The 24,974-nt window shown below is 70.2% G+C and carries 30 protein-coding genes, 1 tRNA gene and 1 other RNA gene; 10 read left to right on the top strand and 22 right to left on the bottom strand.

Annotated elements, in window-relative coordinates; translation table 11 throughout:
* Nucleotides 1-47: 47 nt before the first annotated feature.
* Nucleotides 48-138, bottom strand: an RNA gene (ffs, locus tag ISU10_RS08510) — signal recognition particle sRNA small type.
* A gap of 106 nt (nt 139-244) precedes the next feature.
* Here ffs and ISU10_RS08505 point away from each other — a divergent pair.
* Nucleotides 245-332 (top strand) — tRNA-Ser (locus ISU10_RS08505).
* 251 nt (nt 333-583) lie between these two features.
* Here the strand turns inward: ISU10_RS08505 and ISU10_RS08500 are convergent.
* Entirely contained in the window at nt 584-922 is a 339-nt protein-coding gene (locus tag ISU10_RS08500) for a rhodanese-like domain-containing protein (RefSeq protein WP_194695955.1), read from the bottom strand.
* A 108-nt stretch (nt 923-1,030) separates the two neighbouring features.
* On the opposite strand from ISU10_RS08500, the gene ISU10_RS08495 reads away from it, so the two are divergent.
* On the top strand, nt 1,031-1,516 hold the full coding sequence (locus ISU10_RS08495; protein ID WP_194695954.1) for a MarR family winged helix-turn-helix transcriptional regulator: 486 nt from the start codon (nt 1,031-1,033) through the stop codon (nt 1,514-1,516).
* A 125-nt stretch (nt 1,517-1,641) separates the two neighbouring features.
* Entirely contained in the window at nt 1,642-2,016 is a 375-nt protein-coding gene (locus tag ISU10_RS08490; protein ID WP_194695953.1) for a cupin domain-containing protein, read from the top strand.
* Nucleotide 2,017: 1 nt separating this feature from the next.
* Here ISU10_RS08490 and ISU10_RS08485 read toward each other — a convergent pair whose 3' ends face one another.
* Both ISU10_RS08485 and ISU10_RS08480 read right to left on the bottom strand, forming a co-directional pair.
* Nucleotides 2,018-2,608 carry an HIT family protein gene (locus ISU10_RS08485; RefSeq protein WP_194695952.1) on the bottom strand — a complete coding sequence of 197 codons (591 nt, stop codon included), beginning with the start codon at nt 2,606-2,608 and terminating at the stop codon, nt 2,018-2,020.
* Nucleotides 2,609-2,631: 23 nt separating this feature from the next.
* Nucleotides 2,632-4,338, bottom strand: a complete 1,707-nt coding sequence (locus ISU10_RS08480) for a helicase HerA-like domain-containing protein (protein ID WP_194695951.1) — start codon at nt 4,336-4,338, stop codon at nt 2,632-2,634.
* Between the two features lie 87 nt (nt 4,339-4,425).
* Between ISU10_RS08480 and ISU10_RS08475 the strand changes: the two genes are divergently transcribed.
* Nucleotides 4,426-4,722, top strand: a complete 297-nt coding sequence (locus ISU10_RS08475; RefSeq protein ID WP_194695950.1) for a type II toxin-antitoxin system VapB family antitoxin — start codon at nt 4,426-4,428, stop codon at nt 4,720-4,722.
* A 20-nt stretch (nt 4,723-4,742) separates the two neighbouring features.
* Complete coding sequence (locus ISU10_RS08470) at nt 4,743-5,255, top strand: LytR C-terminal domain-containing protein (RefSeq protein ID WP_194695949.1); 513 nt, start codon at nt 4,743-4,745, stop codon at nt 5,253-5,255.
* Nucleotides 5,256-5,274: 19 nt separating this feature from the next.
* On the opposite strand, the gene ISU10_RS08465 is transcribed toward ISU10_RS08470, so the two are convergent.
* The 3 genes from ISU10_RS08465 to ISU10_RS08455 form a co-directional block, all read right to left on the bottom strand.
* Nucleotides 5,275-6,774: a potassium/proton antiporter gene (locus ISU10_RS08465; RefSeq protein ID WP_194695948.1), complete on the bottom strand. Its 1,500-nt coding sequence runs from the start codon at nt 6,772-6,774 to the stop codon at nt 5,275-5,277.
* A 218-nt stretch (nt 6,775-6,992) separates the two neighbouring features.
* A complete protein-coding gene (locus ISU10_RS08460; protein ID WP_194695947.1) occupies nt 6,993-8,369 on the bottom strand; it encodes a vWA domain-containing protein in 1,377 nt (458 codons plus the stop codon).
* 17 nt (nt 8,370-8,386) lie between these two features.
* On the bottom strand, nt 8,387-9,259 hold the full coding sequence (locus tag ISU10_RS08455; protein ID WP_194695946.1) for an AAA family ATPase: 873 nt from the start codon (nt 9,257-9,259) through the stop codon (nt 8,387-8,389).
* A 63-nt stretch (nt 9,260-9,322) separates the two neighbouring features.
* On the opposite strand from ISU10_RS08455, the gene ISU10_RS08450 reads away from it, so the two are divergent.
* The gene (locus ISU10_RS08450; protein WP_194695945.1) at nt 9,323-10,846 is read left to right on the top strand and encodes a hypothetical protein; all 1,524 of its coding nucleotides are present in this window, start codon (nt 9,323-9,325) and stop codon (nt 10,844-10,846) included.
* 97 nt (nt 10,847-10,943) lie between these two features.
* Nucleotides 10,944-11,177, top strand: a complete 234-nt coding sequence (locus ISU10_RS08445; protein ID WP_194695944.1) for a hypothetical protein — start codon at nt 10,944-10,946, stop codon at nt 11,175-11,177.
* A 6-nt stretch (nt 11,178-11,183) separates the two neighbouring features.
* Here ISU10_RS08445 and ISU10_RS08440 read toward each other — a convergent pair whose 3' ends face one another.
* Nucleotides 11,184-11,405, bottom strand: a complete 222-nt coding sequence (locus tag ISU10_RS08440) for a hypothetical protein (RefSeq protein WP_194695943.1) — start codon at nt 11,403-11,405, stop codon at nt 11,184-11,186.
* Between the two features lie 56 nt (nt 11,406-11,461).
* A complete protein-coding gene (locus ISU10_RS08435) occupies nt 11,462-12,271 on the bottom strand; it encodes a M10 family metallopeptidase domain-containing protein (RefSeq protein WP_194695942.1) in 810 nt (269 codons plus the stop codon).
* Nucleotides 12,272-12,395: 124 nt separating this feature from the next.
* Between ISU10_RS08435 and ISU10_RS08430 the strand changes: the two genes are divergently transcribed.
* Nucleotides 12,396-13,055, top strand: a complete 660-nt coding sequence (locus tag ISU10_RS08430) for a hemerythrin domain-containing protein (RefSeq protein ID WP_194695941.1) — start codon at nt 12,396-12,398, stop codon at nt 13,053-13,055.
* A 69-nt stretch (nt 13,056-13,124) separates the two neighbouring features.
* Here ISU10_RS08430 and ISU10_RS08425 read toward each other — a convergent pair whose 3' ends face one another.
* Nucleotides 13,125-13,889 carry an MBL fold metallo-hydrolase gene (locus tag ISU10_RS08425; protein WP_228500180.1) on the bottom strand — a complete coding sequence of 255 codons (765 nt, stop codon included), beginning with the start codon at nt 13,887-13,889 and terminating at the stop codon, nt 13,125-13,127.
* Nucleotides 13,890-13,925: 36 nt separating this feature from the next.
* Between ISU10_RS08425 and ISU10_RS08420 the strand changes: the two genes are divergently transcribed.
* The gene (locus ISU10_RS08420; RefSeq protein ID WP_194695940.1) at nt 13,926-14,528 is read left to right on the top strand and encodes a TetR/AcrR family transcriptional regulator; all 603 of its coding nucleotides are present in this window, start codon (nt 13,926-13,928) and stop codon (nt 14,526-14,528) included.
* Nucleotides 14,529-14,604: 76 nt separating this feature from the next.
* Here ISU10_RS08420 and ISU10_RS08415 read toward each other — a convergent pair whose 3' ends face one another.
* From ISU10_RS08415 to ISU10_RS08365, 12 genes are read right to left on the bottom strand one after another with little or no spacing between them, the layout of a single operon-like run.
* On the bottom strand, nt 14,605-15,354 hold the full coding sequence (locus ISU10_RS08415) for an SDR family oxidoreductase (RefSeq protein ID WP_194695939.1): 750 nt from the start codon (nt 15,352-15,354) through the stop codon (nt 14,605-14,607).
* Nucleotides 15,351-15,782 (bottom strand): GlcG/HbpS family heme-binding protein, encoded by a 432-nt coding sequence (locus tag ISU10_RS08410; RefSeq protein WP_194695938.1) that lies wholly within the window; start codon nt 15,780-15,782, stop codon nt 15,351-15,353. Before ISU10_RS08410 ends, ISU10_RS08415 begins: the two co-directional genes overlap by 4 nt.
* Complete coding sequence (locus ISU10_RS08405) at nt 15,779-16,150, bottom strand: Rieske (2Fe-2S) protein (RefSeq protein ID WP_194695937.1); 372 nt, start codon at nt 16,148-16,150, stop codon at nt 15,779-15,781. Before ISU10_RS08405 ends, ISU10_RS08410 begins: the two co-directional genes overlap by 4 nt.
* Complete coding sequence (locus tag ISU10_RS08400; protein WP_370864995.1) at nt 16,147-17,622, bottom strand: aldehyde dehydrogenase; 1,476 nt, start codon at nt 17,620-17,622, stop codon at nt 16,147-16,149. Before ISU10_RS08400 ends, ISU10_RS08405 begins: the two co-directional genes overlap by 4 nt.
* A complete protein-coding gene (locus ISU10_RS22980) occupies nt 17,619-17,846 on the bottom strand; it encodes a tautomerase family protein (RefSeq protein ID WP_228500178.1) in 228 nt (75 codons plus the stop codon). Before ISU10_RS22980 ends, ISU10_RS08400 begins: the two co-directional genes overlap by 4 nt.
* Nucleotides 17,834-18,619, bottom strand: coding sequence for a 2-keto-4-pentenoate hydratase (locus tag ISU10_RS22975; RefSeq protein WP_228500176.1), 786 nt, complete (start codon nt 18,617-18,619; stop codon nt 17,834-17,836). Before ISU10_RS22975 ends, ISU10_RS22980 begins: the two co-directional genes overlap by 13 nt.
* Nucleotides 18,616-19,374 (bottom strand): 2-keto-4-pentenoate hydratase, encoded by a 759-nt coding sequence (locus ISU10_RS08390; RefSeq protein ID WP_194695936.1) that lies wholly within the window; start codon nt 19,372-19,374, stop codon nt 18,616-18,618. The genes ISU10_RS22975 and ISU10_RS08390 overlap by 4 nt, the downstream gene beginning before the upstream one ends.
* Complete coding sequence (dmpG, locus tag ISU10_RS08385; protein WP_194695935.1) at nt 19,371-20,393, bottom strand: 4-hydroxy-2-oxovalerate aldolase; 1,023 nt, start codon at nt 20,391-20,393, stop codon at nt 19,371-19,373. The genes ISU10_RS08390 and dmpG overlap by 4 nt, the downstream gene beginning before the upstream one ends.
* Complete coding sequence (locus ISU10_RS08380; protein WP_194695934.1) at nt 20,390-21,295, bottom strand: acetaldehyde dehydrogenase (acetylating); 906 nt, start codon at nt 21,293-21,295, stop codon at nt 20,390-20,392. The genes dmpG and ISU10_RS08380 overlap by 4 nt, the downstream gene beginning before the upstream one ends.
* Nucleotides 21,292-22,089 carry a 2-keto-4-pentenoate hydratase gene (locus tag ISU10_RS08375; protein WP_370864993.1) on the bottom strand — a complete coding sequence of 266 codons (798 nt, stop codon included), beginning with the start codon at nt 22,087-22,089 and terminating at the stop codon, nt 21,292-21,294. Before ISU10_RS08375 ends, ISU10_RS08380 begins: the two co-directional genes overlap by 4 nt.
* On the bottom strand, nt 22,086-22,856 hold the full coding sequence (locus ISU10_RS08370; protein WP_194695933.1) for an IclR family transcriptional regulator: 771 nt from the start codon (nt 22,854-22,856) through the stop codon (nt 22,086-22,088). The genes ISU10_RS08375 and ISU10_RS08370 overlap by 4 nt, the downstream gene beginning before the upstream one ends.
* Entirely contained in the window at nt 22,849-23,628 is a 780-nt protein-coding gene (locus tag ISU10_RS08365; protein ID WP_194695932.1) for a hypothetical protein, read from the bottom strand. Before ISU10_RS08365 ends, ISU10_RS08370 begins: the two co-directional genes overlap by 8 nt.
* Before the next feature lie 403 nt (nt 23,629-24,031).
* Here ISU10_RS08365 and ISU10_RS08360 point away from each other — a divergent pair, with 403 nt between their 5' ends.
* A complete protein-coding gene (locus ISU10_RS08360) occupies nt 24,032-24,937 on the top strand; it encodes a catechol 2,3-dioxygenase (RefSeq protein WP_194695931.1) in 906 nt (301 codons plus the stop codon).
* Nucleotides 24,938-24,974 lie beyond the last annotated feature (37 nt).

Below are 24,974 nucleotides of genomic sequence, written 5' to 3'. Positions count from 1 at the left end.
CGGATCACCGCAGGTCAGACGACGAGTCCGCCCGCACCCGGACATGAAAAGGCCCCCCACGTACCCGGCAGAGCGCGCCTGCCCTTGCTGCCTTCCGGCCCTGGGGGAGTTCAGCGAGATGCCGCCACATGGGGGGTTGCCGACGAGTGTAGGTGAGGGCTTCGGAGCCGACCAATCCGACGGCGCCCTTCGGGCAGCGGAGCGGATTTCCCGGCGGAGTACGGCGCCGGGTAGCCTCCTGCGCGGAGGATTCGCCTAGAGGCCTATGGCGCTCGCTTGGAAAGCGGGTTGGGTTCACGCCCTCGCGGGTTCGAATCCCGCATCCTCCGCCAACCGCAACACACTGGCGTCGGTTCGGGCTGACTGTGTCGCAGGCGGTCGACGTAGCTTTGCGGGTGCCGCGACACCTGTCGCAGGTTGCTCAACGAGACAGGACGGTCTCGATGTCGATGGTGATCTTGATGTCCTTGCCCACCAGGACGCCGCCCGCTTCGAGGGCGACGTTCCAGGTCACCCCGTAGCCCTCGATGGGGTGGTGATGGTTTCCGTCATGGGTCTGTTCCTTGTCTGTGATCGAGGCTTGTCAGGAAGCCAGGCTGGTTTCGGTCGCGTTGCCGGCCTGGACCCAGTCCTGGATGCCGGCGGCGTAGGTGCGGACGTCCGTGTAGCCCAGCGCCTCGAGGCGGCGGGCGACGGCCTTGCTGTTGGGGCAGGCTTCGTTGGAGCAGTAGGTGACGACCGTGGCGTCCTTGTTCGGCAGGAGCTGTGCCGCCAGAGTGGCGACGTCGGTCTCCACGAGGTTGAGGGCGCCAGGAAGGTGCTGCTGGGCGTAGTAGCTGTGGGGCAGGGCATCGATCAGGGTGTGGTCCTGGTCGTTCGCGATCAGGTCCTCGACCTCAGCGCGAGTCATGAATGTCGGCATTGCTTGTTCCTTTCCGGATGTATGTGCGTGTGCACGTACATAAGATTGGCACCATCAAGCGGCATTGTCAATGTGCGTGCGCACGCACAGATGAGTTAGGTTGCACGCATGACGGACGAGACCGGCGGGCGCGAAGGACCGGGCGTGGCCGCATGGGCCACGGTGTTGCGCGTCCACGCGGCAGTCGTCCCGAAGCTTGCACGTGAGGTGGCGGCGGCCGGCCTGCCCATTTCCTGGTACGACGTTCTCCTGGTGCTGAACGCAGCTCCCGAGCGACGCTTGCGCATGTCTGATCTGGGTGCAGCTGCAGTGCTGAGCCGGGAGCAGATCAGCCGGGTGGTCACCGAGCTCGAGCACGCCGGGCTGGTCGAGCGAGTGCCCAACCCGGACGACAAGCGTTCGTCGTTCGCCACCATCACCGCCGGCGGGCGCAGCAGGTTGCGCGCCGCCGCTCCCACCTACATCGCAGCCATCGAGAGTCACTTCGCAAGCCACCTCAACCGCGAAGAGCTGTCGGTGATCGCAACGGCCCTCGGCAAGGTCCTGGCGGCCGAGGAACGCTCTGGAGACGCAGGAGCGTCGAGGAGTGGGTAGGTCGACCGCCAATCCCCGCCAATGGCGACATCGCGGTCTGGTCGACATCCGACCATAAGGTAGGTCTATTCCGCCGACGCGCGCGCAGTGCCAGCATCGATCCACCCACCAACCGAGGAGGAGAGATGGACACCCAGCACACCGCCTTCATCAAGCGGTCCTACGACGAGCCAGACGAGAGGCGCACCCCGCCCCACGCCGTGGTCGACGTCGTCCGTCTCGGGAGCCACTCGTCGGCACGCCTCACCCTGCAGCCGGGGTGGCGATGGTCGGAGTCGGTCAAGCCCATCGTCGGCACCGAGCACTGCCAGGTGCTGCACGTCGGCGTCGTCCACGAGGGACGGCTCGGCGTCTCCCACGGCACCGACACCTTCGAGCTCGCCAAGGGCGACGTCTACGTCATCGAGCCCGGCCACGACGCCTGGGTGATCGGCGACGAGGCCTTCGTCGGCTTCGAGTTCGAGAGCAACGCGGCGGAGCACTACGCGACCGTGAGCTGACCTACCGGCTGTGGCTCGCCTCGACGGCCCGGCCCACCGACTCCGCGTCGGCCTGGGCCAGGTCCTCGGGGTACTCCGGCAGGAGGTCGTCCCACACCGGCAGCCACGACCCGTAGAACTGGCCCTGCCCCAGCGGACGGGCGAAGAACCAGATGTGCAGGTGCGCACCCCCGTCGCCGATCCGGTAGGTGTGGCAGCGCGCGACGTTGGGCAGGGCCTCGACATGGCGGGTGATGTGGGCGCTCAGCACACCGAGCTCGGCCGCCAGGTCGTCGGGCAGGTCGCCCATGTCGTGGTGAGCGCGCGGGATGAGCATCAGTACGAGCGGTACGCCGACTCCGCCGATCCGCGTCAACCGCCAGCGGTCGTTGGTCCAGACGCCGTCCTCACGCCCACACGTCCTGCAGGTGGCAGGGTCCTCTCCGTGGCGCGGCGGTTCGGGTACCACCGGTGGCCGCAGCGGCACGACACGCAACCCGTCCTGGTCGAAGGGCGCGACCTCCCACATGGTCATCCGCGAGAGCGGGAGCCGACCTTCATCGTCCGTGGCAGCGAGAGCGTGGGCATAGAACTCGTCAGGGTCCAGGGCCATGGCCCGACCCTAGGCGGCGCTGGTCAGCGCCTACGCGCGGTTCCGAACATCCCGCGGGCGATCTCGCGGGCCGCCGTACGCATGAAGTCCTTGAAGGCTCCCGACTTGACGACGTCCTCGACGATGCCGCCGTCGTCGCGCCTGCTCGACGTACGCCGAGACGATCCGCTCGAGCGCGGCGCCGGCTTCGCGGCCTCCTTGGCCCGAGCCTTCTCCTCGGCCTCCTCGGCGGCACGGCGTGCGCCCTCCTCGACCTTGGCGGTGAGCATCTCGTGGGCCGACTCGCGGTCGACGAGCTGGGCGTACTTCGCGTAGCGGGGAGAGGCGTTCACGCTCGCCTGCATCACGGCCGCGTCGGCGATGCCCATCAGCGACTCGGGCGCCCGCAGCCGCGTCCACGCGACCGGTGTCGGGGCGCCGCGCTCGTTCATCACCGTCACGACCGCCTCGCCGATGCCGAGTGAGGTGATCACCTCGCCGAGGTCGTCGTAGGCGGACGTCGGGTAGGTGTTGACCGTCTGCTTGAGCGCCTTGGCGTCGTTGGGCGTGTGCGCCCTCAGCTGGTGCTGGATGCGCGAGCCGAGCTGGGCGAGGACGACGTCGGGTACGTCGGTCGGCGACTGCGTCACGAAGAACACGCCGACCCCCTTGGAGCGGATCAGCCGCACGGTCTGGGCGATCTGGTCGAGGAACGCCTTGGACGCGTCGTTGAACAGCAGGTGTGCCTCGTCGAAGAAGAACACCAGCTTGGGCTTGTCGATGTCGCCGACCTCGGGCAGGTCGTGGAAGAGGTCGGCCAGCAGCCACATCAAGAACGTCGAGAACACCGCGGGCCGGTCCTGGAGGTTGGGCAGCTCGACCAGGCTGACCAGGCCGCGACCGTCGGGCGTCGTCTGGAGGAACTCCGAGGACTCGAACTCCGGCTCGCCGAAGAAGGCATCGGCGCCCTGGTCCTGGAAGCCGATCAGCTCGCGCAGGATCACGCCGGCCGTCGCGGCAGACAGGCCGCCCAGGAGCTTGAGGTCGGCCTTCCCCTCGTCGCTGGTCAGCCACTGCACGACCGCGCGGAGGTCGGCCAGGTCCAGCAGCGGCAGGCCCTTCTGGTCGGCGTAGTGGAAGACCAGCCCGAGGCTCGACTCCTGGGTGTCGTTGAGACCCAGGACCTTCGACAACAAGATCGGCCCGAACGCGGTCATCGTCACGCGCAGCGGAATGCCGGTGCCCTGGCCGCCGAGGGCGTAGAACTCCACCGGGAACGCCGTCGCCGTCCACGCCTGCCCGACCGACTGCGCCCGAGCGGCGATCTTCTCGCCGCCCTCGCCCGGCACGCTCATGCCCGAGAGGTCGCCCTTGATGTCGGCGGCGAAGACCGGCACCCCGTTGGCGCTGAGCTGCTCGGCGAGCAGCTGCAGGGTCTTGGTCTTGCCGGTTCCGGTCGCACCCGCGACGAGGCCGTGGCGGTTGAGCATGCCGAGGGGGATGCGAATGTGTACGTCGGTGAGGTCGGTCGCGTTGCGCATCAGGCCGCCCAGCTCGAGCGCCGCGCCCTCGAAGGCGTAGCCCGGAGCGACCGCGTCGACGAGGGGGTCCGGCTCGGCTGCTGCCACCGGCTCCGCCGGAGGGGGAGCAGCGGCAGGAGCGGGAACGGGGGCGGGCTCGGCAGCGGGTGGAGGCGCGGCCGCGGCCGCTGCGCTGGTCTCGGCGGGCTGCTCGGGCGGAGTTGCGCTCATGGGGCGAAGACTAACCGCGACACCATCTGCGCAGATCAGCCGAAACGGGTGGAGTCAGCACGCCCCACTTCTGCCTACACTGCCCGCGTGATCTTCAAGCGCGTGGGTGAGGGGAGGCCCTATCCCGACCACGGGATGGACTCGCGCGCGTGGGCCGACGTACCACCGCGGCAGGTACGGCTCGACGAGCTCGTCACCACGAAGGACACCTTGCAGCTGGCAGCACTGCTCGACGAGGACTCCACGTTCTACGGAGACCTGTTCGCACACGTCGTCGAGTGGCGCGGAGAGTACTACCTCGAGGACGGCCTCCACCGGGCACTGCGAGCGGCGCTGCAGCAACGCAACGTCCTTCACGCGCGCGTGCTCCCGGTTGCCGGCTGAGTCGGGGAACCGGGGGCGCGATGAACTTCCACCTGAAGACGATCATCACCTTGTCCGTGCTCTGCGTGATGCTGGTCGCCGGCGGTTTCTGGGGCTATGCCGCGATGACGCGACCGCTGCCGGCCGATCCCGACCCCGGCAAGTGCACGTTGACCACGCTCACTGCCGGCGACCGCATCCGCGCCAGCCAGGTCACGGTCAGCGTTCTCAACGCCAGCAACCGCAGCGGTCTCGCCGACCGCACCCTCAACCTGTTCGCCGACCAGGGCTTCGGCGAGGGCGACATCGGCAACGCACCCGAGGGCAGCGAGGTCAAGGTCGCCGAGATCTGGACCGACGACCCGAACCGCGCCGACGTACGCCTCGTCCGCACTCGCCTCGGGCCCGAGGCCGATGTCGTACGACGCGACGTCACCGGCGCCGGTGTGGTCGTGGTGGTGGGCGACGACTTCGAGAAGCTGGTCAAGGGCAAGCGCACGGTGGCCGTCGAGGAGGACACCGAGATCTGCGTGCCCAACGTCGAGACGAGCTGATACCGACGCCTCTGTCGGGTCACTCCTCGGTCAGCCAGCGCCCCAGCCGTCCTCCGAGCGAGACGTCGCGCAGGCGGCGCTCGGTGGCCTCCCGCAGCTTGCGAGGCGTCACCACGAGCATGTCGTCGCCGCGCTTGAGGACCGTACGCCGTTCGGGGACGAGCGAGCGCCCCTCGCGGATCAGCATCGAGACCGACGCTCCTTCAGGCAGGCGCAGCTCGCCCACTTCAACGCCGTGCAACCGCGAGGCCGGGGTGATCGTGACCTGCAGCAGGTCGGCGGCGATGCGTTCGAGGGGTGCGGCCTCCAGGTCCAGCTCGCGTGGCTCGTAGCGACGGTCGACACCGAGCCGACGAGCCACGAGCGGGAGAGTCGGGCCGGTCAGCAGCGTGAACAGCACCACCATCACGAAGACCACGTCGAACAGCCGCTCCGAGTCGACCACGCCTTCGGCCAGGGGGATGGTCATCAGCACGATCGGCACGGCGCCACGCAGCCCCGCCCAGGACAAGAAGGTGACGTCGCGCCACGGCATCCGGCGTACGACCGAGCTGGCCAGGACCGAGATCGGCCTGGCCAGGACGGTGAGGACGAGACCGGCGACCAGGGCTTGGCCGAGGGTCGCCCAGAGATCGATGCGCGACGGAGTCAGCAGCAGGCCGAGCATCACGAACAGCCCGATCTGCGCCAGCCACGCGACACCCTCGGCGAACGAACGCGTCGCGCCACGGTGGGGCAGCTCGGAGTTGCCGAGCACGAGGGCCGCGACGTACACCGCCGCGAAGCCGGAGGCGTGGACGTACGCGGCGGAGCCGTAGGACAAGAACGTCAGCGTCAGCACGGCGATCGGGTAGAGACCGGACGCCGGCAGCGCCGCGCGGCGCATCAGCCACGACCCGCCGAAGCCGACCAGCAGCCCGCACCCGACGCCGACCAGCAGCTCGTAGCCCACGATCGCGGCCGTCACGGTGATGCCGTGCTCGCCCAGCGCGTCGCTGGAGATCAGCGTGACGAGAACGACGGTCGGTGCGTCGTTGAGACCGGACTCGGCCTCGAGCACACCCGAGAGGCGCTTCTTGATCGGTGCCGCCCGAAGTACCGAGAACACCGCTGCCGCGTCGGTCGGCGAGGTGACCGCACCGAGCAGTACGGCCAGCTCCCACGGCAGCCCCAGCAGGTAGTGCGTGCCGACGGCCATCACTGCGATCGAGACCGCGACGCCGATCGTCGCCAAGGACAGCCCGATCGGCATCGAGGGGCGGAAGTCGCGCCAGCTCGTGGTCAGACCACCTTCGGCCAAGATGAGCGCCAGCGCGGCGAACCCGAGCGCCTGCGCGACCGCAGCGTCGTCGAACTGGATCCCGAGACCCTTCTCGCCCAGCGCGACGCCCATCGCCAGGTAGATCAACAGACTGGGCAGTCCAGCTCGCGACGAGATCCGCACGGCGAGGATCGCCAGGATCGTGACAGCCGACCCCACCAGCACGAACTGGTCGAGCTGGTGGACGTCGAAGGTCACGAGTCACCCCTCTCCCGTGGGCGGCCGAGGCGCGAGTCTATCGACGTCACCGGTCCACCCCTCTCCCCTCGCCCAGCGGTGAGAACTGCCGGCGGTGGGGTAGTCCCGTGCAATTGACGGGTGAAATCGGCTCCATGACCCGTCAACCGCACGGGAGTACCGCGCCCGCCGGCCGCATCCACAGGGCCCTCCCCGACAGAACTGAGCCACTTCTGGCCTCAGACGAGGTCGTGCACGAACTGGCCGAGCTGGGTCAGGTTGCGGCACTCGGTCATCGGTACGACGGCGGAGTACGCCGAGGCGGCGGAGTCGCCGGTGTCCCAGTGGCGGCGGTGCTCGGGGTTGAGCCAGTGGGCATGGCGTGCGCGGTCGGCAAGGTCGCCGAGCACCGGCAGCGCCAGGTCGCTGTAGTTGGAACGCGCGTCGCCGAGCACGAGCAGCGAGGTCTTCGGGCCGATCGCCGTGGGGAAGGAGGACGCGAAGTCGGTGAACGCCCGCCCGTAGTTGGTGCGCCCCCAACGCGCGGCGTGCTCGGTGCTCGCGGCAAGCTCAGCGAGCACGTCACCGGGATCTGCACCGGTCATCGATCTGGGTGCGAACAGCTGCGTCACCTCGTGCACCTGGTCGACGAACGTGAACGCCCGCACCGCCTGGAACTGCTCGCGCAGCGCGAAGACCAGCATCAGCGTGAACCTCGCGAACGACGCGACCGACCCGCTCACGTCGCACAGCACCACGAGCTCGGTGCGATGCGGACGCCGTGGGCGGTGGTGGGTGACGAGAGGTACGCCGCCGGAGGAGAGGGAAGCGCGGACCGTACGCCGGAAGTCCAGCGCGCCGCGACGCCGCGCGTGCTGCTCCCGCGCGAGCCGCGACGCGAGCCGCCGGGCGAGCGGGTAGATCTCTCGCCGCATCTCCTCCAGGTCAGCCCGCTTGGCCGCCGTGAAGTCGAGCCGGTCGATGCTGGGTCGCACGGTCACCTCGGCGACGTGGTCGACGCCCTTCTCCTCCGCGATCCTGCGCCGCGCCTCCGCCTCGACCATCGCGGTGAAGGAGCCGACCCGCCGCGCAGCGACGCGTGCGGCCTCCTCCTCCACCCGGCCGTCATCGAGGAGGGCGGCGATGATGCGCGCGATCAGGTCGTCCGGCGAGAGCCGGCGCAGGGCCGTGTACGCCGACCACGAGGCCAGTCCCGTGCCGCGGCCCGGCATCGCGCCGAGACGGCCGAGCGCCTCGACGGCAAGCCGCTGCTGCTCGTCGACGTCGCCCGCACCGAGGGCGGCCAGGAGTCGTGACCTGAGCTCGGCCACGGCCTCCGGCCCGTCCTGCCGATCCGAGCGCTCAGCATCCATCGCGCCGCCACCGACCAGGCGCGGGAAGTACAGGTCGAAGAGCGCGTCGAACGTCGGTCGGTGCACCTGACGCTTCAACACGGTCGCGGCGTACGCCGTCCGCACGACCTCGCGGTCGTCCCACCGCAGCACGGAGAGCGCAGCGAACGCGTCAACGTCCTCGGCAAGTGAGACGGGGACCCCCGCCGCCCGGAGTGCGACCAGGAAGTCGACATGGCGGTCGGCCAGCCCGCTGCTGCTCACCACAACCCCTCAGGCCCTCAGGCCCTCAGCCTCAGCTCGCGCACGGCCTTGGCCTGGTCGGAGCTGTGCTTGAGCACGACGCCGAGGGTCTCGTCGATCGCCGTGGTATCCAGGTCCTTGATCTCCAGCGCGAGCAGGGTGCGCGCCCAGTCGACCGACTCGGCGATGGACGGCGACTTCTTCAGGTCGAGGTCTCGCAGCCGGCCGATGGTGGCCACGAGCTGCTCCGCGATCCGCTCGTCGAGGTCGGGCACCTGCCGGGTGACGATCTCGCGCTCGCGCTCGGCCGACGGGTAGTCGAGGTGCAGGTACAGGCAGCGCCGCTTCAGGGCCTCCGACAGCTCACGCGTCGCGTTGGAGGTCAGCACCACGAAGGGCCGGCGTACGGCCTCGACCGTGCCGAGCTCCGGGATCGTCACCTGGAAGTCCGACAGCACCTCGAGCAGCAGGCCCTCGACCTCGACGTCGGTCTTGTCCACCTCATCGACGAGCAGGACCGTCGCCTCGTCCCGGCGGATGGCGGTCAGGAGTGGGCGGGTGAGCAGGAACTCCTCGGTGAAGATCTCGTCATGCGTCTCCTGCCACGAAGAGCCTGCAGACTCGGCTTGGATCCGCAGCAGCTGCTTCTTGTAGTTCCACTCGTACAGCGCCCGCGCCTCGTCGAGACCCTCGTAGCACTGCAGCCGCACCAGGTCCGCGCCGGTCGCCCGCGAGACGGCCTTGGCCAGCTCGGTCTTGCCGACACCTGCCGGACCTTCGACCAGCAGCGGCTTCTCCAGAGCACCAGTCAGGTACGCCGTCACCGCGGTCGCCGCGTCAGCGAGGTAGCCGCTCTCACCGAGTCGTCGCGACGCATCGTCAGGGGAAGCGAACCAGCGCGGGCCACTCACCCGGTGAGCATAGGCGGGCGCCGCGTTCAGGTGCCCTTCATGTGAGCCGCCTAACGTCGGGGCATGCGGGTGTGGCGGGCGCTGCGAACGCCGACCGGGATCGTGGTCCTGGCGGTAGGCCTGGCGCTGGTGCTGCGCCTGCCGTTCCTCGGGCACCTGGCCTTCCCGGACGAGGCCGGGCTGCTGATCGTGGCCGACAACTGGCACGAGGGCGGCACCAACCTCTATGGCACGTTGTTCGTCGACCGCCCGCCGCTCCTGCTGCTGTTCTACCAGTGGGCCGGCGAACTCGGCGGCATCGAGGCAGCCCGGCTGATGGGTCTCGTGGCAGCCGCCATCGTGGTGATCGCCGCCGGCTGGATCGGCAACACCCTGGCCGGTCGGCGCGGCACCGCGTGGGCCACGCTCACCGCTGCGGCACTCGTGGCCAACCCGATGATCGGCACCACCGAGGTCAACGCCGAGCTGCTCGGCGCCCCGCTCACCTTGCTGTCGGTAGCTCTGCTGCTGGCTGGCACCCGCCCACCCGTACGCCGCCAGCTCAGCTGGGTGCGCACGTCGCAGATCGCGCTGGCCGGCACTGCCGGGGCCGGCGCGATGCTGGTCAAGCAGAACCTCCTCGACGCGCTGGTGTTCGGGGTGGCGCTGACGGTCACCGCCGCCCTCACCGGGCGCTGGCCGTGGGCGCGGGCTCGCGTCGTCCTCATGCTCGGCCTGGCCGGAGCCCTGCTGCCGGCCGGGCTGACCGCGGCCTGGGCCGTCACCGAGGGCCCGGGGCTCGCACAGCTGTGGGAGACCCTCTACGCCTTCCGGATCGACGCGTCCCGTGCCATCGGCGGCGTGCACTCCCCGGCCAACGGGGCCCGCCGCATCAGCCTCGCGTGGCTGGCCGTGGTCTCCGGCCTGGCCGGCATCGTCGTGGCCGGAAGTGTGACCCTGTGGCGTCCGCTTCGTGGGCGGGACCCGCTCGTCGTGGCGACCGGCGCGATGGTGACGTGGGAGGTGGTGGGGATCGTCGGCGGGGGCAGCTACTGGGCGCACTACCTGGTCGGCCTGCTCCCCGGCGCCGTCCTTCTCGTGGCACTCACGGCCATGCGTGGGCGAGCCGTCCGCCGGATAGGCCTGGTCTCGCTGGTCTTCACGGTGGCCTCCGCACTCGTGGCGACGGGCCTGCAGGCCGGCACCGCACGGGTCGCCGAGGCCAAGCCGGGCAGGACGGAGATCGTGGGCACCTGGCTGCGCGAGACGACGGTTGCCGGCGACACCGGCACGGTCCTCTACGGCAACGCGGACCTCCTGCTCATCGCACAGCTCCCGCCCGGCACCGACCAGCTCTGGTCACTGCCGACCCGCGCCCTCGACCCGCGACTGCTCCACCTCAACCAGCAGCTCAACGGACCCCACCCACCGACGTGGGTCATCGAGTGGATGCCGCGTGACACCTGGGGTCTGGACCCCGATCGCGTCTTGCTGGCCACCCTGAGCCTGAGCTACCGCGAGGTCGCCCGGGTGTGCGGCATCCCGGTCTACCTGCACCGCGGGGTCAAGCGCATGCTCGCCCCGATGCCGACGGACTGTCCGAGCTGAGCGTGTGTCGGTCATGTCCACCCTGCGCCGCGGTGAGCCTGCGGTGGATGTCGGACCCTCGCCCTAGGCTCGACCGGGTGAGCACACGATGAGCAAGATGGACGGACTCCGCGCGATGCGTGAGGCCCGCTTCGACAAGATGTCCGCACGCGCCGCCAAGCCGGTCGCGGCGTCGACCACACCGAAGGCGCCGGCCGCGCGGCCGCTCGAGGTCGCAAAGGCAGTGGGCGACGACGTCGCGGGGTCGGAGCTGTGCGGCCATCGCGCCATCAGCGGACGCACCTGCACGCGCGAGCGCGCGCACTCGGCCAAGAGCCACAGATACTCCTGAGCGAGGCTAGAGCTTGGTCATCCTCTTGAAGGGACTCGGGATGCGCACCGTGTGCGTCCGGAAGTCGACGGTCACCCCGCCCGCGTCGGCTCCCGTGACCCGACCCAGCCCGTAGGAGTCGTGCGAAACAAGGTCTTCGAGGTCGTAGTGCTCGATGATCGGCTCGGGATCGGGCTTGAATGGGCTGCTGGCGAGATATCGGCGTCCTGCCCCGGGCGAAGTGGTCATTACTGCCAGTGTGCGCTACCCGCGTCTAAGGAGCGAGCCCCGGGCCGGCCGGGAGCCTAGATGCAGGGCGCGTCCCCCAGCCGGCGCAGCCCCTCCAGGTCACCGGGCCCGTAGGCCGTGAGGCCGACGTTGTCCTCGTTCATCAGCTCCGCCGAGGAGTGGACGTGCGCGAGGCCGAGGACGTGGCCGAACTCGTGGAGGATGATCGCGCGCTCCTCGGCGCGGTCGTCGCGGCCGGCCAGGTAGGAGTAGTAGTCGCGCGAGAGAGCGATGGTGCCGGCGATCCGGTACGGCGTGCCATCGGGTCCGTTGACCACGGGGCTGCCGCCGAGGCCGGCGATGTCGTCGGTCATCTCGGCGATCGCGGAGGCGTCCTGCCACGAGACGCTGACGGGGTCCCCCGGACGCACGGGGGCGGCCGCGAAGTTCCAGTTGGGCGCGTGGCCGCCGTACGCGCCGATGACGACGATGTCGAGGCCCGTGGCCGAGCGCACGGTGGCCACGGCCTCGCGGACCAGCGCCTCCGCGTTGGGCGGGCCACCGGCCGGGTACACCGCGACCTGGATCATCCGACAGGAGCTGAAGCCGACCGGCTTGCCGGCGTAGGTCTGACCGAACTCGTAGACCGGCTCGGGATCCTTGCCAGGCATCAGCCCCAGCCGCGGGACGAGGATGGCCACGGCTGCCACGATCGCCGCCAGCGCGAACGGCCAGCGCGGCAGCGGCCGCGCCGGAGTCGTGGGGGCCGCGGCCGCGGGAGGTACGTCGAGACCGTGGCGGCCTTGGAGGTCGCGCAGGATCCGCGCGTACTCGGCGTCTGTGACGCCCAGCTCGGCGGCCGTCGGGAAATCGGGTTCCTCGTCCATGGCGGCACGACTGTAAGCCGAGGACCGGCGAGATCCGGAGTGTTTGCGCGAGGTCGGTCGGCGTCTTGACCCAGGTCGGCTGACGCACGACCCTCAGAGGGTCTCCCGAGTGAGGAACCTACCGATGACGACTGCACCCGAGCTGCCGCTCGCCGACGCAACGGCGATGACCCGCTTCCACCGCATCTTCCGCGAGGCGCTCGACGGGGTGCCGAGCTTCGTCGCGGGGGCACCGGCCGGCGATGCTGCGCGGGCCGAGCTCGTCGGGTCCTACTACGACAACGTCCTCAGGCTCCTGCACGCCCACCACGAGGCCGAGGACCTGACGATCTACCCGATGATGGTCGAGCGCCTGCCCGAGCACGTCGAGGTGATCGAGCGGGTCAACGCCGAGCACGAGACGGTGCTGGGCAGCCTGGGCGCGGCCGAGGAAGCGGTCGCGGCGTGGCGCGCGGCCCCGTCGACCGAGTCGCGCGACTCGGCTGCGGCGGCCCTGGCGGCCATGGGATCGATCCTCCTCGAGCACCTCGACCACGAGGAGGCAGACGTGGTCCCCCTCATCGGCAGGTGCATCAACGTCGCCGAGTGGGGCCAGATGAGCGCGGTCGCCTTCCAGCACTTCACGGGCGACAAGGTCTGGCTGGCCGTCGGTCTGATCCAGGAGCAGCTGCTCGCGAGCGAGAACGAGACGATGGAGGCGAACATGCCGCCGCCCGTCCACGACTTCTGGACCAACACCGGTCGCGGCATGTTCCAGCGCTACGTTGCGGAGCTGCGCGGCTGAGCCTCGTCGACGAGATAGCGGAGGATCGCGGCCACCTGGTGGCTGCGATCCTCCGCTATCTCCCGGCACTCAGGCCTCGCGGATCAACCGGACCGCCTCGGGCACGCCGCCGTCGTACGCCGGTCCGTGGCCGGGCAGCACCCAGGTGGCGTCGACACCGGCGAGCCTCTCCAAGGAGGACAGCGCCTGCTCCGGCTCGAGCGTGAACGGCGCGGGCCTGGGACCCTGCGCGCCGGTGAGCACGTTGCGGGTGGTCATGGTGTCGCCGAGGAAGACCGCATCGACCTGCGGCACGTGGATGGCGACACTGCCCGGGGTGTGGCCGGGGACGTGGATCACGCGCGGACGGCCGGGCAGGTCGAGGGCGTCGGCACCGGCGTACGGCGTCACCTCGCCGACCGGCGGGATGCGCAGGCCGCCGCGCCTGGCGGAGTACCACATGAACCCTGCGACGGCCCCGACCTTCATCGGACCCCAGCCGCTCATCGGCTTCTTGACCTCGAGTCGCGCGCGGGGCACGTCATCGGCGTGCACCTGCGCGGGCACGCCCGTCTCCCCCCACAGCCACTTCGCGAACCCGATGTGGTCGCTGTCGCCGTGCGTGAGCAGGAGGCCCCTGACCGCGGCCAGCGGCAACCCGAGAGCGTCGAGCTCGGCGAGCAGCAACCGTCGATGACCCGGAAGGCCGGCGTCGATCAACGTCACCTCGCCGCCCTCGACGACGAGGTAGCTGTTGACGGTGTCCTCGGTGGGCGAGCCGAGGCGGTGAAGTCCGGGTGCGAGCTGCATGTCGTGCTCCAGGGTCTGAACGGGAAGGCTATACTTTCTAGCCATGAAGGCTACATGCTGTAGCCGACGAAGGGAAGCCCGATGCCGGCGAAGGCCCGTACCAGCACCGAGGCCGTGGTCGCGGCCGGCCGCGCGATCATCGAGCGCGACGGCCTGGCTGCGCTGACCATGCTCGCGGTGGCCGAGGCCGTCGGGGTGAAGGGTGCCTCCCTCTACAAGCGCGTGCCCAGCCGGGCCGCGCTGGTCACGATGATCGCCGAGCAGGTCACCCTCGAGCTCGTCGACGAGGTCGAGAGTGCCATCGGCAGCGGCGACCCGGCTCACGAGCTACGTGCGTTCGCCGACGCCTTCCGCTCGTTCGCGCACCGCAACCCAGGGACCTACCCCTTGCTGTTCGACCCCGATCAGGGTGCGGTGTCGCCCGAGGTACGCGAGAGGTCCGCTGCCGCCGTACGCCGCGTGGCCGCAGCCCTCGCCGGCCCGGAGCACGAGCTGAGCGCCGCCCGACTGCTCACCGCCTGGGCCCACGGGTTCGTGTCGATGGAGCTCGCCAGCGCCTTCCAGCTCGGCGGCGACGTCGACCAGGCGTGGGAGTTCGCGCTCGACCGGCTGGCCGCTGCACTAGTGGTGACCGCCCGACCGGTCGCCGGTCGGGTGTCTCGTACTCGAACAGGCAGAACCTGAGCTGCGAGATCTCGCCCAGGCGGGCGGTCGGCCCGGCAGCGGAGTTCTGCCTGTTTGAATACGAAGGCGCGGCTGCCTAGTGAGGCGAGCGCAACCCGCCGGCGTCGAGGTGCAGCACCGTGCCGTGCATGACATCGGCCTCGGGCGCGAGCAGGTTCTCGATCGCCCACACGACCTCATCGACCCGCGGCAGGCGGCCGAGCGAGACCTTCGCGCCGTACTCCTGCCACACCTCCTCGACCGTGGTCCCGCGCTCGGCGGCGATGGTGCCGGCGATCGTGCGCAGGCGGGGGGTGTCCATGGGGCCGGGGACGACGGTGTGCACGGTGACGCCGTCGGGCCCGTGATGCTGGGAGATCTGCTTCATCAGGTTGATCAGGCCGGCGTTGATGCCGCCGGGTCCGGCCTCGTCCCGGCCGGGTTCGAGCCCCAGGGTCCCGGCGACCGCGACGAAGCGTGAGCCTGGTCCCAACGACGGGCGCACCGCCTGCAGCAGACGCACGATCCCGCCCATCTTGACCTGGGCGCCGACGGCGAGCAGGTCGGCGTCGATCGTGGCGACGGAGCCTCTGACCGGCAGGCCGGCGGCGAGTACCGCTATCCGTACCTGCCCGCTCAGCGCCCCCTGGATCGCCGCGATGGCGTCGTTCGACGCGATGTCCGCGGGGCAGGGCGCTACCTCGCCGTCGATGGAATCGGCCATCGTGGACAGGGATTCCTCGGATCTGGCGACCGCCACGACCCGCAGACCACGCGACGCGAGGCGACGTACGAGGGCCGACCCCAACGTCCCCGTCGCGCCGACGACGACGGCGTCCTCGCTCATCGGTTCCCCATCTCGGTCAGTGCCTGGGCGGCTGCCCTGGCGATCGCATGGTCCTGCTCGGAGGTGGCCCCCGAGACACCCACGCCGCCGACGACGGCGCCAGCGACGACCAGCGGCACGCCGCCGGGTACGGGCATCAGCCGGTTGCCACGCCCCAGCGCCGACAGCGGCGGCTGGGCGGTCAGCAGCTCCGACCACCACGTCGTCTCCTGCCCGAACGCCACCGCTGTCCAGGCCTTGTCCGCGGCCACCTGCCGAGACAGCAACGGCGAGCCGTCCATGCGCGTCATCGCCACGTCGTTGCCGCCCGGGTCCAGGACCCAGACCACGACCGCGACGCCGAGGTCGGCTGCTGCCGCGAGGGCGGCGTCCACCACCACGCGGGCGCCGTCCGCCGAGATGCACGAGGTCGCGTGCGTACCGGTCACCCTCGTCCGCCCCGCTCCCACTCGCGCGCATGGGCGAGCAGGCGCTCACGCATCGAGAGCTGGCGCTGGGGATCGGGGAGCTCGACGTACACCTCGCCGGTCGCCGTCACCTCGGTCGGGTACGACGGGAGCGAACCGGAGCCGCCGAGGTGAGAGCCGTCGGAGAGCCGGTAGCGCCAGAAGTGGTTGGGGCAGGTCAGGCCACCGTCCCAGACGCGGCCACCGGCCAGGGCGCCGCCGACGTGCAGACAGCGGTTCGGGAAGGCGACGACGCCGTCGTCCACGCGCACCGCGACTGCCGCGCCGTCGGCCACCGCCACGCAGTGATCCGCCGGCACGTCGTCCAAGGAGCCGATCGAGACCCTCACGACAGCTTCATCACCACGGCCTTGGACTCGGTGAAGAACTCATAGGAGTACTCGCCGCCCTCACGGCCGACGCCCGACTCCTTGTAGCCGCCGAACGGCAGCCGCAGGTCGCGCACGAAGAAGCAGTTGACCCAGACGTTGCCGGTCTTGATGCTGCGCGCCAGCCGGTGGGCGGTGTTGAGGTTCTGCGTCCAGACCATGCCCGCCAGGCCGTACGGCGAGTCGTTGGCCATCGTGATCGCGTCGTCGATCTCGTCGAACGGCATCACGGTGGCCACCGGACCGAAGATCTCCTCGCGGCAGACCCGCATGCCGTTGTGGGTGTCGGCGAAGATCGTCGGCTCGAGGTAGTTGCCGAGCGCGAGGTCGCCGTCGGTCAGGCGCGAGCCCCCGATCAACCGCTTGGCGCCCTCCTCCTCGGCGAGCTCGATGTAGCCGAGCACCTTGTCGAGGTGCTCCTGGCTGACCAGTGGGCCGACGCGCACGCCGTCGTCGAACGGGTTGCCGACCTTCCACTGGGCCAGGCGGTCGACCATCCGCGCGCAGAACTCGTCGTAGACGGGCCGCTGCACGATGATCCGCGTGCCGGCCAGGCAGACCTCGCCCTGGTTGAGGAAGACACCGAGCAGCGCGCCGTCGACAGCGGCGTCGAGGTCGGCGTCGGCACACACGACGGCGGGCGACTTGCCTCCGAGCTCGAACGACAGCTTCTTCAACGTCCCTGCGGCGGCCCCCATGATCGCCTTGCCCGTCGCCGACTCCCCCGTGAACGTCACGGCAGCGACGTCGGGATTGCGGGTCAGGGCCTCGCCCGCGGCGTCGGGGCCGAAGCCCTGCACCACGTTGAAGACGCCGTCGGGCATCCCCGCGTCGCGGCACACCTCGGCCAGCAGCGACGCGGTCACCGGCGACTGCTCGGCAGGCTTGGCCACCACCGTGCAGCCGAACGCCAGCGCCGGCGCGACCTTCCAGGTCAGCAGCATGAGCGGGAAGTTCCAGGGGCTGATCGCAGCCGCGACCCCGATCGGCTCGCGCAGCTCGTAGCCGAAGCTGCCCTCCCACGGCTTGTCGTAGGCGTGCAGCCCGGCCAGGTCGGCGTAGTCGGCGAAGAACCTGAAGTTGTACGCCGCGCGCGGCACGTCCTTGGTCCGGGAGTCGGCGAGCGGCTTGCCCATGTCGCGGGTCTCCCAGGCGGCGATCTCCTCGAGCCGGGCCTCGAGCCCGTCAGCCACCGCGTGCAGGATCTTCTTGCGCGCCGCAGGCGACATCGTCGACCACCGGTCGAAGGCGCCCTTCGCAGCCGCCACGGCCCTGTCGGCATCGGCCGCCGAGCCCTCGGCCACGTGCGCGACCACGCTGTTGTCGATGGGCGTCAGCGAGTCGAAGGTCTTGCCGTCGAGCGAGTCCACGAACTCGCCGCCGATGAAGTGCCGGACCTCGAGCGGCTGGGCCACCTTGTGTGCGTCCGTCACGATGCCTCCCCCGCTGCCCGCCGAGCCCGCTCGGCCTTCACCTCGGCGATGGCCACCCCGCCGACCCCGTACTGGTGGTCCTCCATCTCGTGCACCATCACTCGCACGGTCTCGATGGGGGCGTCGTCGAGCGCATCGGCGATGGCTCGTGAGACGCCCCGGATCATGTCCTGGATCTTCTCCGGGTCGCGTCCTCGCATCAGCGAGATGGTCACGATGGGCATGGGTCCCCTCTCTTCGTGGCAAGCAGGCCGACCGAGCCGATGCGGTCGAGCTCGACGGTGACGCGTCGGCCGGGTACCAGGTCCACCGGCGGGGTCAGTCCCCCGGCGATGACGACGTACCCGGCGAGGAGCGGACTCCCGCATGCGTTGGCCATCCAGGCAACGGCTTCGGCCGGGTTGCCGTGGGCGGCGGCACCGGCCGCGGTGTGCACGACCGCTCCGTCCACGGTGACGACGCAGCCGACCAGGCGCAGGTCGACCCCCTCGAGCGCGCTGGCCTCGACGGGGTCGCCGAGGACGAGCAGGCCGGCCGAGGAGTCATCGGCGATGTTGTCGGCGGCCCGGAACCTGAAGTCGACGTAGCGCGAGTCGACGACCTCCAGGCACGGCGCCAGCTGGGCGGTGGCGGCCAGCACGTCGTCCGCCGTCACCCCCGGGCCCTCCAGCTGCGAGCCCAGCACGAAGGCGATCTCGGGCTCGACCTTCGGGTGGATCAAGATGCCGAGGTCGACCTCTCCGTCCTCGACCACCATCGCGTCGGTCAGCCACCCGTAGTTGGGCGAGTCGACGCCCATCGCCCGCCGCATCGCCTCGGAGGTGAAGCCCAGCTTGCCGCCCACCACGCGCTCGCCGGCGGCCTCGCGCAGCGCGATGCCCTCGGCCTGCACGGCGTAGGCCGCCTCGATGTCGAGGCCGTCGGGCCGGTCGGTGAACGGCGTGACCGGCACGCGGTCCAGACGCGCGCGGTGGAGCTCGGCGGCAGCCTGGCTCACGGCCCGCACCTGAGCTCGACGGATCCGATCCGGTCGATCGTCGCGCGCACCACCTGGCCCGGAGAGACCGGTACGGCGGCCGTCATCGCGCCCGCCAGCACCAGCGTCCCGGCCTCCAGACGGCGACCCCGCAACGCCAGCGCCCGCACGAACCACGCGACCGCGGCCGCCGGGTGGTCGAGGATCGCCGCGCCCGCCGCAGTTGCCACCAGACGGCCGTCGACCTCGAACACGCACCCGACCAGGCGGAGGTCGATCTGGCTCAACGGCACGGGATTCCCAACCGCATAGCGAGCCGAGGAGACGTTGTCCGCGACCACCGCAGGCAAGGTGAACCAGTAGCCGGCATAGCGACTGTCGAGCACGTCGATCGCCGGCAGCACTGCCTCGGTCGCACGCAGGACGTCGGTCGCGGTGACGTCGGGGCCTTCGAGGTCGCGCCCCATGAGGAACGCGATCTCGGGCTCCACCCGCGGCTGGATCAGCTCGCCGCACGCGAGCTCGTTGCCGACCTCGACGTGGGAGCCCTGGAGCAGCCAGCCGTACGCCGGCTCGTCGACGTTCATCTGCTGCTGCTTGGCCACACTCGTCAGGCCGAGCTTGGCGGCGACGGGAGCCCTGCCCAGCAAGGAGATCAGCTCGTCCTGCAGCTCGTAGGCACGGCTGACCGTGAGTTCGTCGGCGTCCGGGCTGATCGCCGTACGGGTGGTGATCGCGTCAGCGAGACGTCGGGGCAGGTCTGCATAGTCGTTCATCGGACCCTCGCGCCCTCCCGCTTCAGCTCCAGCGCGACGTCGATGATCATGTCCTCCTGGCCGCCCACCATCCCGCGCCGGCCGAGCTCGAGCAGGATGTCGCGGGTGTCGACGCCGTACCTCTGCGAGGCGCGCTTGGCGTGGAGCAGGAACGAGCCGTAGACGCCGGCATAGCCGAGCATCAGGCCGTCGCGGTCGATCACCCCCATCTCCGGCTGGATCGGACGGACGGCGTCCTGGGCGGCGTCCATCATCGCGAAGGTGTCGACACCGGTCTCGATCCCCGACTTGGCGCACGTCGCGACCAGCACCTCGGTCGGACAGTTGCCGGCGCCTGCGCCCAGGCCGGTGGTGCACGCGTCGATCTGGTCAGCACCCTCGCCGAACGCCGCCAGGGAGTTGGCCACGGCGAGCGAGAGGTTGTTGTGGGCGTGCACGCCCACCTGGACGTCGACGGCGCTCTTGACCGCGGCGACCCTGGCCTTGAAGCCGTCCATCGTCATCGCGCCGGCGGAGTCGACAACGTAGACGCAGTCGGCCCCATAGGACTCCATCTTCTTGGCCTGCTCGACCAGGTCCTCGGGGCTGATCATGTGCGACATCATCAGGAAGCCGACGGCCTCCATGCCGCTCTCCTTGGCCAGCGCGATGTGCTGTTCGGCGATGTCGGCCTCGGTGCAGTGGGTGGCGATCCGCGCGACCTTGGCGCCGATGTCGGCGGCCTGCCGCAGGTCGTCCTTGACCCCGATCCCGGGCACGAAGAGCACCGCGATCCTGGCCGACGTCGCGGTGTCGACGGCGACGCGCAGCAGCTCCATCTCGGAGGTGTGCGAGAAGCCGTAGTTGAACGACGACCCGCCCAGCCCGTCGCCATGGGTGACCTCGATGACCGGGACCCCGGCCCGGTCGAGGGCGCCGACGACCGTGCGCACCTGGTCGGTCGTGAACTGGTGACGGACCGCGTGCGAGCCGTCGCGGAGGGTCGAGTCGGTGAGCCGGAAGGCCCGTTCCGCACTCATGCGGGCACCCCCACGTGCTCGGCCATCGCCAGACCTACCTGGACCGCCGCGGCGGTCATGATGTCGAGGTTGCCGGCGTACGGCGGGAAGTAGTCGCCTGCACCCTCGACCTCCAGGAGGATCACGACGCGTGCCGGCACGTCGCCGCCCGGCGTCTTGAAGTAGTCGCGCTCGAAGACCGGCTCGTTCTTGAGGCGGTAGCCCGGGACGTAGGCCGCGACGGCGTCGACCATCTCCAGCACCGACTCGGTGACGGCCGCCTCGTCGTAGCCCTCTGGCAGCCCGCAGAACACCGTGTTGCGCATCAGGATCGGCGGGTCCGCCGGGTTGAGCACCATGATCGCCTTGCCGTGCGTGGCGCCCCCCACAGTCACGAGCGCATCGGACGTGGTCTTGGTGAACTCGTCGATGTTCTGCCGGGTTCCGGGGCCGGCCGACACCGAGGAGACCGACGAGACGATCTCGGCGTAGGGCACGTCGCACGCCCGGTTGACCGCCGCCACCATCGGCACCGTCGCCTGGCCGCCACACGTGATCAGGTTGACGTTGGGCGCGTCGAGGTGGTCGTGGCCGTTGACGGGAGGTACGACGAGCGGGCCGAGTCTGGCTGGCGTGAGGTCGATCGCCCGAAGGCCGGCCTCCGCGTAGCGCGGGGCGTTCTGCCGATGCACCCAGGCACTCGTGGCCTCGAAGACGAGGTCGAAGTCGTCAGCCCTCTGCAGCAGCCAGTCGACGCCGTCATGCGTCGCCTCGATGCCGGCGGCTCGCGCTCGAGCCAGGCCGTCCGAGTCGGGATCCACACCGATGACGGCGCCGAGCTCCAGCTCCGCAGTGCGTTGGAGCTTGACCATCAAGTCGGTACCGATGTTGCCGGAGCCGACGATCGCGCAGCGCATGCTCATGACTGTCCCCTCGTGAAGTGGACCGTGACGGAGCCCAGCCGGTCGAAGTCCGCACGGACGACGTCTCCCGCCTCGACGGGAAAGGCCCGGTGCAGCGCGCCGGTCATCACGAACCAGCCGGCCTCGAGCGTCACGCCGTACGGCGCCAGGGTGTTCGCCAGCCACGCCACCGCCCCCACGGGGTCGCCGAGCGCTGCCGCCCCGGCACCGCTGTCGGCGACCCGGCCGTTGCGTGAGACGACCATGCCGGTCAGTCGCGGGTCCCAACCGTCGAGCGGCACGACGCGCGAGGCCAGGATCGTGGCGGCCGACGACGCCAGGTCGGAGATGGTGTCGACCAGGCCGATCTTCCAGTCCTGGATGCGGGAGTCGACCATCTCGATGGCCGCGACCGCACCGTCGACGGCCCGCCAGGCCTGCATGGGCGTGACCCCCGGTCCCGTGAGGTCCTCGCCGAGCACCAATGCGATCTCGGCCTCGACGCGGGGCTGGATGTAGCGGTCGAGGTCCACCGTGTGCCCGTCGGGGAAGACCATCGACGACAGCACGGGCGCGTAGTCGGGCTGGTCGACCCCGAGCATCTCCTGCATCGGCTTGGAGGTCAGGCCGAGCTTGTAGCCGATCGGCCTGCCACCGTCGGCGTCGAGGATGAGGCGGACCATCTCCTGCTGGATCTGGTAGGCGTCATCGACGTCGAGGCTGGAGCTGGACTCGGGGCTCGTCAGCGGCGCTATCGGCTGGCGTGTGCGCATCGCGTGGTGCAGCACCTCGGCGATGCTCTCGTGGTTGGTCACTCGTGCCCCCGGCTTCTGTGCCCCAGCCTGCGGCTGGCCGCGGCTGCGGCCTCCACCACGGCATGGGTGATCGCGGGCAGCTCCGGCGACATCCGTGCCGTCGGGCCGGCGACGGAGAGGGCCGCGACCACCTGGCCCGTCACGTCGCGCACGGGCGCTCCCACCGAGGTCGCGCCGATCTCGGCCTCCTCGATGTTGCAGCCCCAGCCCTGCTCGCGGATCCGGGCCAGCTCCTTGCGCAGGAGGTCGGTGTCGATGATGGTGAACGGGGTGAACGCCTGGAGCTCCCAGCCGTCGAGCGTGCGGTCGAGCACGGCCTTGTCGAGGTGGGCGAGCAGCACCTTGCCGGTGCCGGTGCTGTGGGCGGTGTTGCGGCGACCGACGTCGAGGAACATCCGCAACGAGTGCATGCTCTGCAGGCGTTCGACGTAGACGACCTCGCGGCCGTCGAGCACGCCGAGCTGGGTCGTCTCGCCGGTCCGGTGGCGCAGCATCGTCATCGGCGGCAGCACGGCCTCGGTCAGGTCGTAGCCGGGCGAGGTCGCGGCGACGAGGTCGTAGACCGCCAGCCCGAGCCGGTAGCGACCGGTCTCGGGATCCTGCTCGACCATGTGCTCGGCGACCAGCGTTGCCAGGAGGCGGTGGGTCGTCGAGGTCGAGAGCCCGAGCTTGCGGGCGAGCTCGGTGACGCCATAGCTGCGGTGCCGCGACGAGAACGCCTTCAGCACGCGCACGGCATTGGTGACGCTCGACAGCGACTCACCCATGACGTGCGCCTTCGGTGGTCAAGCCCTCACCAGTGGTCGAGCCCTCCCCGGTGGTCGAGCCTGTCGAGACCACCCCCCGTACGGCGGCCAGCAGCGCCCGCCGTACGGCGACGGGGTCGACCTCGCGGGCCTTGGCGAGGGTGGCCACCTCGTCGTCCCACGGCGCCACCTGCCGGACGATCTCCACCGCCAGCAGGGCAAGAGCTCGCGGCAGGCCGGCGACGGCAGCGCTCTCCATCTCGTCGACCAGTGACTCCGCGCCGCGCGACCGCGAGCGGATCGACTCGAAGTCGCGAGCCTCGGCGAGGTGGTCCATGGCCAGGCCAGCACCCGCGTGGCCAGCCTGATGACCATCGAGCTGCGAGCCCGGCTGCACGATCAGGTGGTAGATCACCGTGCCCACGCCGAGTACCCGACGTACCTGCGCGAACGCCGGGCCGTTGCTCTCGTCGACCATGCCGAGCTGCGGCACGATCACCGGGTCGTAGAACCGCAGGCTCCACCGCATGTCGCCCAGCTCGTCGTCCAGCGCGACCTCCGGCCCGGTCGGCGCCGGGAGGCGCTCGGTGGTGGCAAGCACGTGCAGGTTGCGGGCCCCGGCCGCAAGTACGGTCACGTCATTGCCCAGCAGCGGCAGCCGTCCGCGCACACCAGGTGGTTGGCCCGCCGCGGCCGAGAGATAGGCCTGGTGCACCGTCCGCACGTAGTCCGCCATCGCCGCCCGCATCCCCTCGGCACGCCGGGCGCCCTCGGTCGCGGACTCACTCGTCACAGCTCACGACAGTAGGGACCCGGATAGCGCCATACCTAGCGGCATCCCGCTATCCGGGAAGATTCGTTCCGCTGGTCGAGGAAGGCGCGCTCCGTTGGTTGAGGAAGGCGCGCACCGTTGGTTGAGGAAGGCGCGCACCGTTGGTTGAGGAAGGCGCGCACCGCTGGTCGCGGAAGGCGCGCACCCTTGGTTGAAGAAGGCGCGCACCGCTGGTCGCGGAAGGCGCGCACCGTTGGTTGAGGAAGGCGCGCTAGCGCCTGTCTCGAAACCATGGCGACGAGGCACGTCAGCGACCACCGGTGTCCAGACGGTTGCTGCTCAACAAACCTCAACCGGCAGGAGGCCTTCCCGGGGAGCGGGAGAGTGTTTGGCGGGGCCCGTGACGTCTGTCACGGTCACACCCATGGGCATCCTCCGCCTCTCCCACGTCGACATCACGGTGCCCGACATGGACCTGGCCAAGGCCTACTACACCGGCGTGATGGGGCTCGACATCACCGAGACCACCGACGACCGCGCGTTCTTCAAGTGCTGGGACGAGGAGGACCATCACTCGCTGGCTGTCCGGTACGACCCTCGCGTGGGCATCGATCGGTTCGCGTTCAAGGTCGAGACCGAGGACGACCTGGCCGACCTGGAGAAGGCCGTCGAGAGCTACGGCTTCCACGTCCACCGCGTCTCACGCGGGGAGGAGGTCGGTCAGGGGGAGTCGATCCGGTTCGAGACCCCCTCGGGCCACGAGATGGAGCTGGTGCACGAGGTCGACAAGGTCGGCGGGCGGATGAGCAAGCTGAACCCAGAGATCCCGATCGACCTGCAGGGCATCGCGCCGCCGCGGATGGACCACATGCTCATCAACGCCGAGGAGGTCGGCGAGTCCGCAAAGTTCTTCATGGACGTGCTGGGCTTCCGGATGACCGAGCAGCTGGTCGGCGGCGACGGACACCAGATCGGCGTCTGGATGGAGCGCTCGCACTCGCCTCACGACATCGCGATCGTCAACGGCCCCAATGGCGCGCTGCACCACTTCGCGTTCTGGCTCGACGACTGGGACCACGTACGCAGGTCGGCCGACATCCTGGCCTACAACGCGATCCAGATCGACGTAGGCCCGACAAGACACGGCGTCACGCGCGGCAACACCATCTACTTCTTCGACCCCATGGGCACCCGCAACGAGGTGTTCACCGGTGGCTACCGCCCTGACCCCGACTTCCCGACCATCACCTGGACCGAGGACAACATCGGCCAGGCCGTCTTCTACTACGAGGGCGAGGTCAACGAACGCTTCGTCACCGTCCACACCTGACCGTTCTTCACGACCGAGCTGCGACAGAAAGGGGGCA

This window comes from Nocardioides agariphilus, from assembly GCF_015352445.1.
GTDB classification, from domain to species: Bacteria; Actinomycetota; Actinomycetes; order Propionibacteriales; family Nocardioidaceae; genus Nocardioides; species Nocardioides agariphilus.
Note: the sequence above shows the minus strand (reverse complement) of the source record. Positions and strands in the feature narration are given on the sequence as shown.

Excerpts from the sequence above, each read along its gene's own strand:
- ISU10_RS08500 (WP_194695955.1), bottom strand. The coding sequence starts at position 922 with ATGCCGACATTCATGACTCGCGCTGAGGTCGAGGACCTGATCGCGAAC.
- ISU10_RS08495 (WP_194695954.1), top strand. The coding sequence starts at position 1,031 with ATGACGGACGAGACCGGCGGGCGCGAAGGACCGGGCGTGGCCGCATGG.
- ISU10_RS08490 (WP_194695953.1), top strand. The coding sequence starts at position 1,642 with ATGGACACCCAGCACACCGCCTTCATCAAGCGGTCCTACGACGAGCCA.
- ISU10_RS08485 (WP_194695952.1), bottom strand. The coding sequence starts at position 2,608 with ATGGCCCTGGACCCTGACGAGTTCTATGCCCACGCTCTCGCTGCCACG.
- ISU10_RS08480 (WP_194695951.1), bottom strand. The coding sequence starts at position 4,338 with ATGAGCGCAACTCCGCCCGAGCAGCCCGCCGAGACCAGCGCAGCGGCC.
- ISU10_RS08470 (WP_194695949.1), top strand. The coding sequence starts at position 4,743 with ATGAACTTCCACCTGAAGACGATCATCACCTTGTCCGTGCTCTGCGTG.
- ISU10_RS08450 (WP_194695945.1), top strand. The coding sequence starts at position 9,323 with ATGCGGGTGTGGCGGGCGCTGCGAACGCCGACCGGGATCGTGGTCCTG.
- ISU10_RS08445 (WP_194695944.1), top strand. The coding sequence starts at position 10,944 with ATGGACGGACTCCGCGCGATGCGTGAGGCCCGCTTCGACAAGATGTCC.
- ISU10_RS08440 (WP_194695943.1), bottom strand. The coding sequence starts at position 11,405 with ATGACCACTTCGCCCGGGGCAGGACGCCGATATCTCGCCAGCAGCCCA.
- ISU10_RS08435 (WP_194695942.1), bottom strand. The coding sequence starts at position 12,271 with ATGGACGAGGAACCCGATTTCCCGACGGCCGCCGAGCTGGGCGTCACA.
- ISU10_RS08430 (WP_194695941.1), top strand. The coding sequence starts at position 12,396 with ATGACGACTGCACCCGAGCTGCCGCTCGCCGACGCAACGGCGATGACC.
- ISU10_RS08425 (WP_228500180.1), bottom strand. The coding sequence starts at position 13,889 with ATGGCTAGAAAGTATAGCCTTCCCGTTCAGACCCTGGAGCACGACATG.
- ISU10_RS08420 (WP_194695940.1), top strand. The coding sequence starts at position 13,926 with ATGCCGGCGAAGGCCCGTACCAGCACCGAGGCCGTGGTCGCGGCCGGC.
- ISU10_RS08415 (WP_194695939.1), bottom strand. The coding sequence starts at position 15,354 with ATGAGCGAGGACGCCGTCGTCGTCGGCGCGACGGGGACGTTGGGGTCG.
- ISU10_RS22980 (WP_228500178.1), bottom strand. The coding sequence starts at position 17,846 with ATGCCCATCGTGACCATCTCGCTGATGCGAGGACGCGACCCGGAGAAG.
- ISU10_RS08390 (WP_194695936.1), bottom strand. The coding sequence starts at position 19,374 with ATGAACGACTATGCAGACCTGCCCCGACGTCTCGCTGACGCGATCACC.
- dmpG (WP_194695935.1), bottom strand. The coding sequence starts at position 20,393 with ATGAGTGCGGAACGGGCCTTCCGGCTCACCGACTCGACCCTCCGCGAC.
- ISU10_RS08380 (WP_194695934.1), bottom strand. The coding sequence starts at position 21,295 with ATGAGCATGCGCTGCGCGATCGTCGGCTCCGGCAACATCGGTACCGAC.
- ISU10_RS08370 (WP_194695933.1), bottom strand. The coding sequence starts at position 22,856 with ATGGGTGAGTCGCTGTCGAGCGTCACCAATGCCGTGCGCGTGCTGAAG.
- ISU10_RS08360 (WP_194695931.1), top strand. The coding sequence starts at position 24,032 with ATGGGCATCCTCCGCCTCTCCCACGTCGACATCACGGTGCCCGACATG.